This is a genomic window from Burkholderia sp. FERM BP-3421, from assembly GCF_028657905.1.
Lineage (GTDB): Bacteria > Pseudomonadota > Gammaproteobacteria > Burkholderiales > Burkholderiaceae > Burkholderia.
In genome coordinates, this window is the sequence record NZ_CP117782.1 from 649,291 (window position 1) to 664,169 (window position 14,879).

The 14,879-nt window shown below is 67.1% G+C and carries 11 protein-coding genes; 5 read left to right on the forward strand and 6 right to left on the reverse strand.

Annotated features, from left to right (window positions below):
* The first annotated feature begins 53 nt into the window (after positions 1-53).
* The gene (ppx, locus tag Bsp3421_RS18865; protein WP_274002372.1) at positions 54-1,568 is read left to right on the forward strand and encodes an exopolyphosphatase; all 1,515 of its coding nucleotides are present in this window, start codon (positions 54-56) and stop codon (positions 1,566-1,568) included.
* Between the two features lie 102 nt (positions 1,569-1,670).
* Here ppx and Bsp3421_RS18870 read toward each other — a convergent pair whose 3' ends face one another.
* From Bsp3421_RS18870 to Bsp3421_RS18890, 5 genes are all read right to left on the reverse strand, one after another.
* The gene (locus Bsp3421_RS18870) at positions 1,671-2,108 is read right to left on the reverse strand and encodes a hypothetical protein (RefSeq protein ID WP_274002373.1); all 438 of its coding nucleotides are present in this window, start codon (positions 2,106-2,108) and stop codon (positions 1,671-1,673) included.
* A gap of 253 nt (positions 2,109-2,361) precedes the next feature.
* Positions 2,362-2,925 (reverse strand): cupin domain-containing protein, encoded by a 564-nt coding sequence (locus tag Bsp3421_RS18875; RefSeq protein ID WP_274002374.1) that lies wholly within the window; start codon positions 2,923-2,925, stop codon positions 2,362-2,364.
* A 197-nt stretch (positions 2,926-3,122) separates the two neighbouring features.
* Positions 3,123-3,512: a hypothetical protein gene (locus Bsp3421_RS18880; protein WP_443111565.1), complete on the reverse strand. Its 390-nt coding sequence runs from the start codon at positions 3,510-3,512 to the stop codon at positions 3,123-3,125.
* 64 nt (positions 3,513-3,576) lie between these two features.
* Complete coding sequence (locus Bsp3421_RS18885) at positions 3,577-5,346, reverse strand: S10 family serine carboxypeptidase-like protein (RefSeq protein WP_443111566.1); 1,770 nt, start codon at positions 5,344-5,346, stop codon at positions 3,577-3,579.
* Positions 5,347-5,710: 364 nt separating this feature from the next.
* On the reverse strand, positions 5,711-7,891 hold the full coding sequence (locus tag Bsp3421_RS18890) for a S46 family peptidase (protein WP_274002376.1): 2,181 nt from the start codon (positions 7,889-7,891) through the stop codon (positions 5,711-5,713).
* 387 nt (positions 7,892-8,278) lie between these two features.
* Between Bsp3421_RS18890 and Bsp3421_RS18895 the strand changes: the two genes are divergently transcribed.
* From Bsp3421_RS18895 to Bsp3421_RS18905, 3 genes are all read left to right on the forward strand, one after another.
* Positions 8,279-9,247, forward strand: coding sequence for a phosphatase PAP2 family protein (locus Bsp3421_RS18895; protein WP_274002377.1), 969 nt, complete (start codon positions 8,279-8,281; stop codon positions 9,245-9,247).
* A 544-nt stretch (positions 9,248-9,791) separates the two neighbouring features.
* Positions 9,792-11,372 carry an amino acid permease gene (locus Bsp3421_RS18900; RefSeq protein WP_274002378.1) on the forward strand — a complete coding sequence of 527 codons (1,581 nt, stop codon included), beginning with the start codon at positions 9,792-9,794 and terminating at the stop codon, positions 11,370-11,372.
* A gap of 144 nt (positions 11,373-11,516) precedes the next feature.
* Positions 11,517-12,785, forward strand: coding sequence for an NAD(P)/FAD-dependent oxidoreductase (locus tag Bsp3421_RS18905; RefSeq protein WP_274002379.1), 1,269 nt, complete (start codon positions 11,517-11,519; stop codon positions 12,783-12,785).
* A 3-nt stretch (positions 12,786-12,788) separates the two neighbouring features.
* On the opposite strand, the gene Bsp3421_RS18910 is transcribed toward Bsp3421_RS18905, so the two are convergent.
* Positions 12,789-13,706, reverse strand: a complete 918-nt coding sequence (locus Bsp3421_RS18910) for a LysR family transcriptional regulator (protein ID WP_274002381.1) — start codon at positions 13,704-13,706, stop codon at positions 12,789-12,791.
* A 135-nt stretch (positions 13,707-13,841) separates the two neighbouring features.
* Here Bsp3421_RS18910 and Bsp3421_RS18915 point away from each other — a divergent pair, with 135 nt between their 5' ends.
* On the forward strand, positions 13,842-14,879 hold the full coding sequence (locus Bsp3421_RS18915) for a DUF1338 domain-containing protein (RefSeq protein ID WP_274002383.1): 1,038 nt from the start codon (positions 13,842-13,844) through the stop codon (positions 14,877-14,879).

Consider the following 14,879-nt stretch of genomic DNA (forward strand, 5'->3'; position numbering starts at 1 on the left):
TTACGGCCGGCGCGGCAATCGCCCGGCGGTCGGACGAGAACGGAGCCCTCTCGATGGTTACATCCCCGCATTTACTGGCAGCGGTCGATCTCGGCTCCAACAGCTTCCGGCTGATTGTCGGGCGGGTCGAGGAGACGCCGGCGGGCAGTCAGATCTATCCTGTCGACGCGTTGCGCGAGCCGGTGCGGCTCGCGGCCGGGCTGTCGGGCGACAAGCTGCTCGACCGGGCGTCGCAGGAGCGCGGCTGGGAGGCCTTGAAGCGTTTCGGCGAGCGGCTGCGCGATTTCCACCCGGATCACGTGCGCGCGGTCGCGACCAATACCCTGCGGGTCGCGAAGAACGCGGCCGAATTCCTCGGCGAGGCGCAGGCGGCGCTCGGCTTCCCGATCGAAGTGATCGCGGGGCGCGAGGAGGCGCGGCTGATCTACGCGGGCGCCGCGCACTCGGTGCCCGCGAACGCGGGCAAGCGGCTCGTGGTCGACATCGGCGGCGGTTCGACCGAGTTCATCATCGGCTCGCACTACACGCCGCTCGTGATGGAAAGCCTCTACATCGGCTGCGTGAGCCACAGCCGCGCCTTCTTCCCGGCGGGCAACGTCGACGAATACACGATGCGCCAGGCCGAACTGGCCGCGAAGCGCGAGATCCAGATCATTTCGGGCGACTACAAGAAGGCGGGTTGGGATCAGGCGATCGGTTCGTCCGGCACCGCGCGCGCGCTCGCGGAACTGGTCGAGGCGAACGGCTTCAACGATGCGGGCGTGTCGCACGGCATCTCGCGGGGCGGGCTCGAACGCCTGAAGCGCGCGCTGATCAAGGCGGAGAACGTGAACCGGCTGAAGCTCGTCGCGCTGAAGCCGGACCGCATCCCGGTGCTCGCGGGCGGGCTGTCGATCATGCTCGCGGTGTTCGAGGAGCTGGGCGTCGACTATGTCGACACGACCGACGGCGCGCTGCGCCTCGGCGTGCTGTACGACCTGCTCGGCCGGACCCAGCACGAGGACATGCGCGCCGTGACGGTCGAGGGCTTCACGCGCCGCTACGGCGTCGATCGCGCGCAGGCCGAGCGGATCGGCGCGCTGGCGGTGCGGTTCTACGACCAGTTGGAGGAGCCGGATGAGGAGCGCCGCATGGAGAGCGGCATGTTCCTCGGCTGGGCGGCCGCGCTGCACGAGATCGGGCTGTCGATTTCGCACAGCGCGTATCACAAGCACTCCGCGTATATCGCGAGCAACGCGGACATGCCCGGCTTCTCGCGGACCGACCAGGCGCGGCTTGCCGCGCTGGTGCTCGGGCATGCGGGCAAGCTCGGCAAGCTGTCGCAGTCGCGCGAGGTCGAGTGGCCGCTGCTGTTCTGCCTGCGGCTCGCGGCGCTGCTGTGCCGGCGCCGGACCGATGCGGGGCTGCCCGACATCGCAGTCACGCAGATCAAGAAGGGCGGCTACGAGGTGCGGCTGCCGGGCGACTGGGTCGAGCAGAATCCGCTGACCGACTACAGCCTCAGCCAGGAGGCGGCGGAATGGGAGAAGGTCGGGATTCCGTACCGGGTGGTGTACACCGGCGCGTGAGCCGCATCGGGCGCCGCGCGCGGGCGCCCGGCCGGCGAGCGCGCCACGGTCTCGCCGTTACGGTCCCGCCGTCACGGCGGGACCGCGCCGAAGCAAATCCCGTCACGGCGACGTGCAGACGATCGCCGTGAGAAACGGAAACGCCTCCTTGACGGTCGCGCGGCTGCCGGCCTCGCGCACCTTCGCCTCGACCGCATCCTTCGAACCCCTGACCACCACGCCGTAGGACCAGTCGCCGATCGGCTTGCCGTCGCCGTGCGCGAAGATCGGGTCATTGGCCTGGTAGCCGAGTGCGACGAACACCGGGAAGCCGTAGGCGGTGAGCGAATGGATCGTGCGGAATGCGTTGACCGAGTTGGCTTCGACATGCATCGGCTTGTCGCGGATGTCGCCGGCGGCGAGAAGCGGCGCGATGAAGTCGTGGCCCGTCGACGAGCAGTCGAGCGCGGCGTCGAGCGCCTTGGGCGCCGCGATGGCGCCGGCCGGGCCCGCGAGCGCGGCGGCCAGCGCGAACGTGGCCGGGCGGAGGAGATTGGGCATGCGATGCGCGCGCGGGGCGCGAGGTTGTCGTTGAACGGGCGGCGCAGCGCATGTTCCGGCGCGCCGTTGTGGTCCGATGATAACGAAAAAGCGCGCGGGGCGACCGCGCGAGGAGGCTTCGAGGCGCGGCCGGCCGATGCAGCGGCGGATCGCGGCGCGCCGGCATCACGCCGAGAAAGGATGCGTGGGAGTCCCAGTTCGACCTGAAGCGGATCGACCGCCTGCCCCATGTCTACCATTCGACCCGACACCTCTATGACGCGGCCCAAGCAAACGCCGTGGCGCTAATCGCGCAGTCGCCGTGCGAGTGGAACACTTGCGGTTCGCCCGCTTCGCCGTCCATGTAGGGCGCTTTGGTCAGCCGTCCAACTGTTTTCAGGCTGCGAACCATGACCTTGCCGCTGTCGGGATAGGTGCATACCTCGTGAGGGTCGTTCAGCCCAACGGCAAAGTAGGCGAGATCTTCATCAAATGGATTGGCGAGTTGATGGGCGATGCCCGTTCCCGCTGGACACGAGATGCAGTTGCCGGCGCGAATTTCCTGAACGGTATCGCCGTAGCGGAAGACGCCTCGCCCCGAAAGCACGTAGAAGATTTCGTCCTCCCGTGCGTGCGTGTGAAATGGACACGCTGTCCGGTCGGCCGGAACGCGCGCGACATTCGCACCGAGCCGACCGGGCGTCGTGTCCATGGCGGGCGTCAAGGGCTTCCACGCGCTGCCCCAATGACCTCCGTCGAACTGCTCGACTTCCTCCACGCTATCGACGTTCCCGACGTTGGGCGCGGCGTCTCGCCCGGTTTCTTTCTCAGGCTGCATGTTCGCTCCTGGTTCGTCTGCTCCGCGTTTGTCGACCCGATTCCGCGAGCCGTCGGTGAGCGCCGGATACGGCCTCCTTGCGGCAGGCCCCGACAGTCTGCTCCACATCCTCAAACTCCCCAAATCCGCGACGAAGCAAAACGACGCAAAAAAAACGCCGCGCGAGGCGCGGCGTCGCAGCTCGATGACGGCGAGTGTTACTGCCGTTGCTGCAGATACTGCTGGACCTGCTTCAGCGTGACCTTGCCGGTATGCGCGGTGTCGATCTGGTCGAAATGCTGCGCGACATAGCCGAGGCCGCTGTTTTGCGCCTGCGCCTTGGAGACGGCCGCGCCGTTGCTGAACGCCTGGTTCGCGGCGAAGCTCGCGGCGAGCCGCTGTTGCGCCTGCTGCTGCAATTCGGGGCCCGTCGTCGCGGAGGCGGGCGCGGCCACCGCCGCGCGCGGGAAGAACGGACCGTCGACGCCGCCGCCCGCGGGCGGCGTGGCGGGCGAAACGGCCTGCAGCGACGCCGCATGGGCCGCGCCGGCGGCAAGCGCGAGCGCGATCAGGGTCGGGACGCGCCGCATCAGAGAGAACTTGGACATAACGTGACTCGCAAGAAAAAAGGGTCGCGCGAGCGGGCCGCACCGGGCCCGCTCGCCATTGGACTCAGCGCGCGGCCGTGAGTGCCGCCTTGAGCGTCGTCGGCGTATTGGCCGGATTCTCATCCGGCCACGGCGGCGGCAGCTTGGCGAGCGTCAGCGCGTTCGCGATCGGCTGGCTCTGGTAGTACGCGACCAGGTCCGACTTCAGCTGCGGACGCGCGGTGTTGTCCAGGTAGATCATGTGGCCCCCCTGGTAGAACGTGACCTGCAGGTTCGGATTGATCCCCGACACCGATTGCAGGCGCGCAAGCTGGTTCTCCGTGATGAAGAACGGCGTCGCGAGATCGTGGTAGCCGTTCGCGGACAGCACCTTCAGCTGCGGATTGAGCGTCAGCGCGGCCAGCAGGTCCGGAATCGTGTCCGGCACCGCCTGCCCCGCATGGCTGAAGTTCCACGCGCCGATGATGTCGTTGTTGAGCGTCTGGTAGGTCGCGTTCGGCGCCGTGTAGCCGAGGTAGTTCGGCATCTGCGTCGCGAGCGCCGTCGTGAACGGCTGCGAGATCAGGATGTCGGACGGATCGGAATCGGCCGCCAGGCGCGGATCGGAACTCGGCAGCGAGACGCGCCCGTCGTAGCGGCCGATCGTGGAGCCGGGCACGAGCGCGGTGCCATAGGGGCTGTTGCCGAAGTACGCGTTGAGCGACGCGACCGTCATGTTGGTCTGCGCGGACCAGGCCGACAGCGTGGTGTTGTTCGGGAACGTCGCGGGCGTCGTCTGCGGCGCGGAGCCGCCGAAGAAGAAGGTCGGTGCGTACAGCGCGAGCGACGAATACTGCGAGGTCACGAAGTTCTGGATCTGCAGCGCGAACGCCCCCATGCTGGTCGGCGCGGGCGCCACCTGGTTGAAGTAGGCGGCAACCTGCGCATAGCTCAGGAAGTAGCCGATCATCCCGTCCGTCGTGTACTTCAGCTCGACCTGCGCGTTGCCGGGGTTGCCGTTGGTGATCGCGGCGGTTTCGCCCGGATCGGCGAAGTAGTTGAGGATCGACGACTGCAGCACGATGCCCGTCAGGTGCACGCCCGCCGATTCGAGCGACAGCGCGAGCATGTTGGTGCGCGGCGTGCCGTACGATTCGCCGTACAGATAGATCGGCGAGCTGGCGCGGTTGTTCACGCTCAGGTAGCGACGGATGAAGTCGCGCATCACCTGCACGTCGGAATCGGCGCCCCAGAAGGTCTTGTTCGTGTTGGGCTGGATCGCTTCCGACAGCCCGGTGCCCGGCGGGTCGATGAACACCATGTCGGTGGTCGCGATCAGGCTTTCCTGGTTGTCGACGAGCGGGAAGTTCGGCCAGTTCGTCATGAGCGGATCGGGCGTCGCGACGCGGGTCGGCGCGAACGAGCCGAGCCGCAGCCACACCGACGACGAGCCCGGGCCGCCGTTGTAGAAGAACGTGACGGGGCGGGGCGAGCCGTCCGCGCTCGGCGCGGTGTACGCGACGTAGGACATCGTGGCTTCCGCATTGCCGCTCGGATCGGATGCGGTCAGGTGCCCGGTGGTGGTGGTGTAGTTGACCGTGGTGCCGCCCGCGGACCAGCTGTGGTGCATCACCGCGGCTTGCTCGGTGATTTGCGCGGCGGGCAGGCTGTCGCCGGCCTTCGGCGAGTACGCGACGTTGTCGGTGTAGGTCTGGTCGGGAGGCGGGGGCGTGGTGCTCGTGCCGTCGCCGCCGCAACCTGCCAGCGCGAGGAGCCCCAGCGCCAGTATCGTCCCTCCCATGTAGCGGGCCCGGCGGCCCGTTCCTGCGTCCTTCCGGAAGCGCTCTGCTTTCATTTTTATCCTTTGTGCCTTTCGATTATTTAACGAAATACATGCAGCAAGGGTAAAGCCTCGGTCATCGAGCTGTTTATTTACGTGAATATTATTTAATTCTTTCGTTTTTATTATTACGTGTGATTTTGATAAATCGTAAAAATTCAAAATCGAGGCGTCAACCGGCGCGGGGCGTTTTCCTGTCGAGTTTTGTGCGGGCTGCGCCACGCAAGCGCGTGGGAGGGCGGCCGGCGCGCGCCGGCCAGGGATATCGAGGTCGCGGGATTGAATGTTCCCGGTAATTGATTCGAATGAATCGGCGGTAAATCAGACGGCTATGGGGACAATCGCCGCGCCCGCCAGAAGCGGGCGCGGCGCACGGCGCTCAGCGCGCCGTGCCGACCTGCATTTCCTTCAGCAGGTTGTCCGCGTGGTCGAGGTGATGCATGACCCACAGCATGTAGCGGACGTCGACGTGGATCGAGCGCGTTTCAGCCGGATTGAACAGCCAGCCGGAACTCACGCCTTCCCAGTTGCCGTCGAACACGAGACCGACGAGCTTGCCGTTGCGGTCGAGCGTCGGCGAGCCCGAGTTGCCGCCCGTGATGTCGAGGTTCGCCAGGAAGTTGACGGGCAGCGTGCCGAGCGTCGGGCTCGCGTAGCCGTCGAACGCCTTCGCGCGGATCGCCGCGAGTTCGGCGGGCGGCGCGTTGAACGGCTCGGCTCCCGTGTTCTTCTGGACGATGCCGTCGACCGTCGTGAACGCCGCATAGCTGACCGCGTCGCGCGGCGCATAGCCGCCCACCGTGCCGTACGTCACGCGCAGCGAGTTGTTCGCATCGTGGTAGATCGGGCGGCCGCGCGCGGCGTCGAATGCGACGAGCGCCGTCATGTAGCGCGCGCGCAGCCGCGCGTCGTCGCCCGCGATCGCCTTTTGCTCGTGCTCGTAGGCGAGCAGATCCGGCATCAGCGCGCGCATCAGCTGCAACCACGTATCGTTGCTCGCGGCGATCCGCTCGGGCGTCGCATCCAGCCAGTGCACGCGCGTCGCGGTATCGGTGAGGCGCGAGCCGCGATAGAGCGCGGCCACCTTGCGGGTCAGCGCGGCGGGATCGGACGCGCCGCCCAGCCAGCGATCGAGCGCCGGCAGCCGCTGGTCGGCGGGAAGCTTCACGTAGCGTTGCAGCGTATCGACCAGCATCTGCTGGTCGACCGCCGGATCCATCGTGCGGTCGAGGCGGCGCGCCTCGCCCTCCACGCGGATCTCGTCGCGCTTCTGGTAGCCGGATTCGCGCTCGAGGTCGGGCTTCTGCTTCTCCTGCGCGAGCCGCACGATCTGGTAGGCGCTGTGGAACAGGCCGCCGAAACCGAGCTGGCGATACACGAGGTTGCGGTCGCGCAGCTTCAACTGGCTGGCGACCAGGGCGCGCAGCGCGCGGACGTCGGCGGCCTGCGCGGCGCCGCCGTCGGCTTGCGCGGCGAGCCAGCGGTCGAGGTCGGCCTCCTGCGCGCGCTTGGCGGCGAGCGCGTTGCTGCGCGCAAGACCCTCGAGGTTGCCCTGGTAGTTCTTCATCGCGTTGTTGAGGCCGGCGACCAGGTCCGCGTATTTGACGCCGACCTCCGGACGCGCGCGGCTCGCCGTGTCGACCATCGCGAGCAGATCCTTGAAGAGCGCGATCTCGGTCGGATAGCGCCAGTCGATCGTGTTTTGCAGTTCGTCCGCGAGTCGATAGCGGTCGGTGCGGCCTGGATAGCCGGCCACCATCACGAAGTCGCCCGTGCGCACGCCGTCCGGGTTCACCGTCAGCCAGTGCTTCGGGTGGTAGGGGACGTTGTCCTTCGAGTACGAGGCCGCGCTGCCGTCCTTCGCGACGTAGGCGCGCAGGAAGCTGAAGTCGCCGGTGTGGCGCGGCCACATCCAGTTGTCGACGTCGCCGCCGAACTTGCCGATCGACAGCGGCGGCGCGTAGACGAGCCGTACGTCGCGGATCTCGCGCTGGCGGATCAACTGGTAGCTGTAGCCGCCGCTGAAGGTGTAGACGTCGCAGCGATAGCCGGGCTGCTCGCAGTCCTGCACCTGCCGCTTCTTCGCGAGATCGATCGCGACGTAGCGCGCATAGCCGTTCATCCCGGGCTTGAGCGCCGCGTTGATCTTCGCGGTGACGTCGCTGATCTCGTCGGTCACGTAGATGCGCTGGGTCGGATCCGCGGGCAGCTCCTCGCCGGGCGCGCGCGCGAGGAAGCCGTTCTCGATCAGGTTGTTCTGCGTGGTCGAGTTGTATTGCAGCGCGCCGTAGCCGCAGTGGTGATTGGTGACGACCAGGCCGTCGGGCGAGACGAACGACGCGGTGCAGAAGCCGAGGCTCACGACCGCGTCGAGCGGCCAGTCGGTCAGCGTGGCGAGCTTGGCCGGATCGAGCGCGAGGCCGCGCTGTTCGAGCGCGCCGGCGAGTCCCGGGAGTTGCGGGGGTTGCCACATGCCCTCGTCCGCATGGGCGATGCCGCACAACGATGCGGCGGCCGCGAGCGACAGCAGGCGCGCGGCGGGTGACGGTTTTGCAAGCATTGAATCCTCATCTCTTGTTGTTATCACGCAGCCATGTCCGCGTCGTGTGCGGGCATGGCCGGGGCAGGCGCGGCGGTAGTCGCGCCGATGCCGGCCTACACACTGAAAGGATGCGGACGGGCATCCGCCCCGGCGGACAGTGTAGCGAGTCAGAAATCGCCGTGTCGCGGGGCGCGGTGGCGGGGGGCCATTGCTCGTGTGCGGCGTGCGGGCCGGCCGGTATTGCCGTCACCGGGGGCGGCCGTGATAACGTGCTGCGAGACGAGACGAGACGAGACGAGACGAGACGAGACGAGACGAGACGAGACGAGACGAGACGAGACGAGACGAGACGGGGCGACACCCACGCGGCCGCCGTGCGCGGTCCGCCAACCGGACGGGAGAGGCATGCAGGTGCGACAGGCGGAGGTGCGGGCGATGCGCGTGCGGTCGGGCTGGCTGGCCGCCCATCCCTACGCGTATGGATGGGGCGTGGTGGCCGCGATCGTCGCGTGCGATCTGCTGTGGTTGCGCGCAGGCGGTTATGCGGTGCAGCGCGCGGGCGTGGTGGCGGCGCTGAAGCTGATCGGCACCTGCATCGGGTTCGCGGTGCTGCTGGTGGGCGTGGCGCGCGTGGCGCGTTATCGCGAGCTGGCCGAGCGCTTCCGATATCGCGAGGTGGCCGAGGCCTTGTTCGCCACGGCGCTGCTGGCTGCCTTCATGGCGGCGACGGGCGTGTTGTCCTATCTGTGCGTGAGCGTGAATCCGCCGCTGATCGACGCTGCGCTGATTCGCGCCGATGCATGGCTCGGCTTCGATTGGCCGCGGGTATTCGCGTGGGTGCAGGCGCGTCCCCAGGCGCGGCAGGTGCTGGCGTTCGCATACGACAGCGCGAAGTGGCAGTTGATCGTCATTCCGTTCCTGCTCGCCGTGCTGCGCGATCGCGGCAACCTGCGCGCGTTCGTCTGGCTGTTCATGCTGAGCGGGATGATGGTGCTCGCGGTGTCCACGCCCTGGCCGGCGGCGAGCGCGTTCGTGCATTTCGGCGTGAGCGCGCCGGATACCGCGGATACGGTTGCGGATTTCGCGCGCCTGCGCGCGGGTTCCCTGCATGAGATCGACTTGCTGACCTTGCAGGGGCTCGTGTCGATGCCGTCGTTCCATACCGCGCTTGGCGTGATCTTCGCGTATGCGTTGAGACGCGCACGGGGCGTGTCGATCGTCGCGCTGGGGCTCAATGCGCTGATGATCGCGTCGACGCCGACGCAGGGCGGGCACTATCTGGTCGACGTGATATCGGGGGCGGTGGTGGCGGGGGCGGCGATCGCGTTGGTGAGGTCGGGCGGATTGGACGGTCGGCGACAGGCGCAGGGATGACGCGCCGCGAGACCGCATGCGCCGGTGGATGCGCAGGTTCGATCATGAGCGTTGCGAAGCGGCGCTGCGCCATGATCGGGCGCGGCCTCGACGCACCCGGGCGTGCATCGCTCAGGCGGCGTAGCGACGAACATGTCGGATATATTCGATTGCATCGAGACGTTCGACGACACTATTCACGCCTCGGCGCGTGAGGGGCGAGGCCATTCCGATCGGCATCGCGGATGCCATCCCTCCGTTTTCAACCCGCGAACGCGCACGCGACCCGCGCCTTCACCCCGCCGTCGACAGTTGATGATGAACATGCATCAACTAGTTCCGAAATGTCGTTTGGCGCTTCTTTTTTTTAATCAATACACTTTGTTCGGCGTCAAGGTCTGTGGCACAAGCAGCCGGCGTTTTTCGGCCGCGCTTTTCGCATGCGGCCGGCTCAGCGATGAAGGCGGCGCGCACGTCGGCCGGTCGGGGCATTCCAGCCGCTGGCGGGCGCAGCAGAACCAGGCGTGCACCGTCATCCGAGACAAACATGGAGACAGCGCACCTCATGCGTTCACAACCCGAGCAGCATTCCCGGGATTCATCCGACCCGCGTTCCAGGGCGCCCGTTCTCCATCGCGGGCTGCAGGCTCGCCATCTGCGCATGATCGCGATCGGCGGCTCGATCGGCACGGGGCTGTTTGTCGCCACGGGCGCGTCCATCTCGCAGGCCGGGCCCGGCGGCGCGATGGTCGCGTATCTGGTGATCGGCGTGATGGTCTATTTCCTGATGACGAGCCTCGGCGAAATGGCGGCCTTCATGCCCGTGTCGGGTTCGTTCGCATCTTACGGCGCGAAATTCGTCGACGAAGGCTTCGGCTTCGCGCTCGGCTGGAACTACTGGTACAGCTGGGCCGTGACCATCGCGGTCGAACTGGTCGCCGCGCAGCTCGTGATGCACTACTGGTTTCCGCAGGTGCCGGGCGTCTGGTGGAGCGCGCTGTTTCTCGCGCTGATCTTCGCGCTCAATGCCATGTCGGTGCGTGGCTTCGGCGAGGCGGAATACTGGTTCGCGTTGATCAAGGTGCTGACGGTGATCGCGTTCATCGCGATCGGCGTGCTGATGATCTTCGGCGTCATGCAGGGCGGCCCCAGCAACGGCTTCGACAACTTCACGCTCAAGGACGCCCCGTTCGTCGGCGGCTGGGCCTCGATCCTCGGCGTCGCGATGATCGCCGGGTTCTCGTTTCAGGGCACCGAGATGATCGGCGTCGCGGCGGGCGAGGCGGAAAACCCGGGCACCACGATTCCGCGCGCGGTGAAGCAGATCTTCTGGCGCATCCTGCTGTTCTACGTGCTGGCGATCTTCGTGATCGGCATGCTCATTCCCTATACCGACCCCAGCCTCCTGAAAAGCAACGTGACCGATGTGGGCGTGAGCCCGTTCACGCTCGTGTTCCGTCATGCGGGCCTCGCGTTCGCGGCCGGCGTGATGAATGCGGTGATCCTCACCGCGCTGCTCTCGGCCGGCAATTCCGGCATGTATGCGTCCACGCGGATGCTCTACAACCTCGCGGTCCAGGGCCGCGCGCCCAAGGTGTTCGCGAAGGTCTCGCGGGGCGGCGTCCCGCTCAATGCGCTGTATGCGACGACCGCGGTGGGCGCGCTGTGCTTTCTCACGTCGCTCTACGGCGACCAGACGGTGTACCTGTGGCTTTTGAACCTGTCCGGGATGGCCGGCTTCATCACGTGGCTCGGCATCGCGATCAGCCACTATCGGTTCCGCAAGGGTTTCGTGAAGCAGGGCTATCGCCTCGAACAGCTGCCGTACCGGGCCAAGCTGTTCCCGTTCGGCCCGATCCTCGCCGCGGCGCTGTGCGCGCTCGTCACGGTCGGTCAGGACTATCAGGCGTTTCTGGCCGACAGGATAGACTGGGTGGGCGTGGCCGCAACCTATATCGGCCTGCCGCTCTTTTTGGCGATCTGGATGGGCTATGCGCTCGTGCGCAGATGCCGCCTGGTGCGCTACGAAGAGATGGAGATCGCGCCCTGGATCGCGCGCCAGGCGGCGAGCCGCGTCGAGGCCGAGCAGGGCGGCGACCACCTGGGCCAGGTGTCCGCGCCGGCCAAGGTGGCGCCTTACGCGTGATCCGGCGCCTCAGGCCGTGACCGCGGCGCGGGCGGGGCAGTCGGCTGCTCCATCGGCGCGCCGCGACAAGGATGCGAGGCAGGCGCCGTTTTCGCGGAGCCGATGCGCCCGCATCCATTTTCTCGTTTCTCGAAGTCAGATCGCATGCAAAACTTTTACGAATCCACGGTTGCGCGTTCACCTTATCCATCGCTGAGCGGCACGCTCGACGCGCAGGTCTGCATCATCGGCGGCGGTCTCGCGGGCCTGAACACCGCGCTCGGGCTCGTCGAGCGCGGCGTGCGCGACGTGGTGCTGCTCGACGGCGAACGCGTCGGCTTCGGCGCCTCGGGGCGCAACGGCGGCTTCGTGTTCGGCGGCTACAGTCTCGACAATGGCGACCTGCTCGGCATGCTCGGTCAGGACCGGGCGCGCCACCTGTACGGCCTGACGATCGAGGCCGTCGATCTGATCCGCGCGCGCATCGCCCGCTACGGCATCGATTGCGACCTCGTCGATCGCGGCGTCATGCTCGCGAACTGGTTCGACGATCCGTCGAGGCTCGATGCATTGCGCACGCTGATGAAGCGCGATTTTCGCGTCGAGTGGGAGCCGGTGGCGCGGGATGCGCTGCGCGCGCGGCTGAAAACCGCGCGTTATCACGGGGGGCTTTTCGAACCCAACGCGTTTCATTTTCATCCGCTGAAATACGTGCTCGGCGTGGCGAACGCCGCGGCGCAGGGCGGTGCGCGCCTCTACGAGCAGTCGCCCGCGCGCGCGATCGAGCGCGACGGTGCGGGCTTCGTCGTGCGTACGCCGAATGGCGTCGTGCGCGCGAAGGACGTGGTGTTCGCGTGCGGCGGTTATGCGCGCGGCGTGTCGCCGCGCATCGAGCGCGCCGTGCTGCCGATCGCGACCTACGTGATCGCGACCGAGCCGCTCGGCGCGCGCCTCGCCGATGCGATCGACGCGCCTTATGCGGTCTACGACACGCGTTTCGCGTTCGACTATTACCGTCCGCTCAAGGACACGCGCATCGTGTGGGGCGGACGGATCTCGGTGCTCGACCGCGGTCCGGAGGCCATCGCGAAGCTGCTCAAGCGCGATCTCGCGCGCGTGTATCCGCAACTCGCGGACGTGAAGGTCGAGTACGCGTGGGGCGGATTGATGAGCTATGCGCGGCACAAGATGCCGCAGATCGGCCGCGACGCGGACGGCGTCTGGCACGCGATCGCCTTCGGCGGGCACGGCATGGCGCCCACCACGGTCGCCGGAGAGGCGCTCGCCGACGCCCTGGTGCAGCGCCGGCCGTTGCCGGACGGTTTCGCCGCGTTCGGCCTGACCCGCACCTTCGGCCTTGCCGGGCTCGCGGCCGCGCAACTCACGTACACGGCCTTTCAAGCCCGCGACGCGCTCGCGGCATACCGGCGCTGACGGCTATTGCGGCACGCCGGCGTAGTCGGCGGCCTGTTCCAGCAGCCAGCCGCGAAACGCCTCGAGGGGTTTGCCGTGGCTGAATTCCGTCGGATAGACGAGATAGTAGGCGGCATCTGAATTGGCATGCCGGGCCACGGGCGATTCGAACGGAATCACGAGGCCCAGATGCTTGAGCTGCCCTTCGACGAGGAACCTCGGCACGAGCGCGATGCCGAGCCCGGCCGCCGCGCCGGCGGTGAGCATCGTATGCAGCTCGTAGCGGATGCCTTGCATCGTCGCGTTGTCCTCGACCCCCAGCGACGCGAACCATTGCGACCATCCGTGAGGCCGCGTGGTCGAGTGGAGCAGCGGATACGCGAGCAGCTCGTGCGCTTTCCGGATCGGCTTCCTCAACAGCGCCGGCGAGCAGACCGGCACCACCTCTTCGCCGAACAGGTAATCGGACGTCGTGCCGGGCCAGGTGGGCTTCCCGTAGTGAATGGCGGCCTCGAAGTGCGATTCGCTGAACGAAAACGCGTCGGTGCGCACGCCCATGTTGATCCGCACGTCGGGATTGCGCTCGGTGAAATCCTTCATGCGCGGAATCAGCCATTCGGAGGCGAAGGTCGGCAGGACCGCCAGCTCCAGATAGCCGCCGCCGCTGCCGTGCACGACGATCGAGAGGGTGTCCTTATCGAGATGTTCCAGCGAGCGGCGCACCTGCATGCCGTACAGCTTGCCGGCGCGGGTCAGCACCACGCGCTGCTTGGCGCGCACGAACAGACGCACGCCGAGACCCGATTCGAGCGTGGCGATCTGCCGCGATACGGCGCTCTCCGTGAGAAACAGCTCCTTTGCCGCCTGCGTGAAACTTTCATGCCGCGCGGCCGCTTCGAACGCGATCAGCGCACTCATGTTCGGGATTCTGAATTTACGCACGATAGTTCCAAAAACTCATCGACTGTCGATTTTATGTCACTTTACGACAAGCCCGGCATTTTGAATAATCCGCCGACGTGATGCACCGGATGGAACGCGTTGCAAGCCCGATTGACGGTGATCTGAGAGGCGGTGATGAGAAATTCGAACGTTGAAAATCTGTTGCATGGCGTGCTCGGCGCGGAGAAAACCGGGCGGTTGTTTGCGGCGCTGAATATTCCCGCGCTGCTGCGGGAATGGGAGGCGGGCGTGGTCACGCGCGCCGAGCTGGCCCAGGCGATGAACATGGTGCTTTTCGAGGATTTGCTCGACCGCTCGCCCAACGGCCGGCGCTACACCGACGACGCGATCGCGCAGGGCGGTTCCGTGTACTTCGACCACGGCGCGCTGCGGACGGTGCGCTGGGCGCAGTGCGGCGCGTTGCCGCCCGGCGAGGCCGCGTTCACGCGGATCCTGCTGCCGCTCGGCTTCAAGCTCAACGGCCGCTATCCGCTGGACCCGCTCGGCATGACGGGCCGCGCTTATGTGCACGAGGACGCGCCGGACGAGATCGCGCAGTTCTTCGTCAGCGAGCTGCATCCGGAGCGCTTCTCGACGGCGTTTCAGCAGGCCGTGTCCAATGTGCTCGGAGCATCGCGCGATCCGCTCACGCCGCTGGCGTACGCGCAGCTTGCCGAGCTGGCGCGCGACGGCTGCCTGCCGCTCGACGCGGCGCGCGCGTTGCTGCCCGTGCTCGTCGGCGCATTTGCGCGTCAGCACGACGCGCCGGGCGTCGGCGACTACGAGACGCTGCTGCGCGAGTCGGCCGAGATGGCCTGGATCGCGACGGAGGGCAATGCGTTCAACCACGCGACCGACCGCGTGGCCGACGTGTTCAAGCTCGCCGACGACGAGAAGGCGAAGGGGCGCCCGATGAAGCCCGAGGTCGAGCGCTCGCGCTCCGGCCGCGTGTTCCAGACCGCCTATCGCGCGGACCGCGTGCTGCGCGCGCTGCGCCAGAGCGACGGCGCGATGGTGATGCGGGAAGTGCCGGGCTCGTTCTACGAATTCATCACGCGCAAGCGCATGTTCAATCAGGCGACGCGTCAGTGGGAAACCGATCTGCGCTTCGACGCCGGCAATGCCGCCGGCATCTTCAAGATGACGGCCGGTACGGCCGACAGCGGGGCGTGA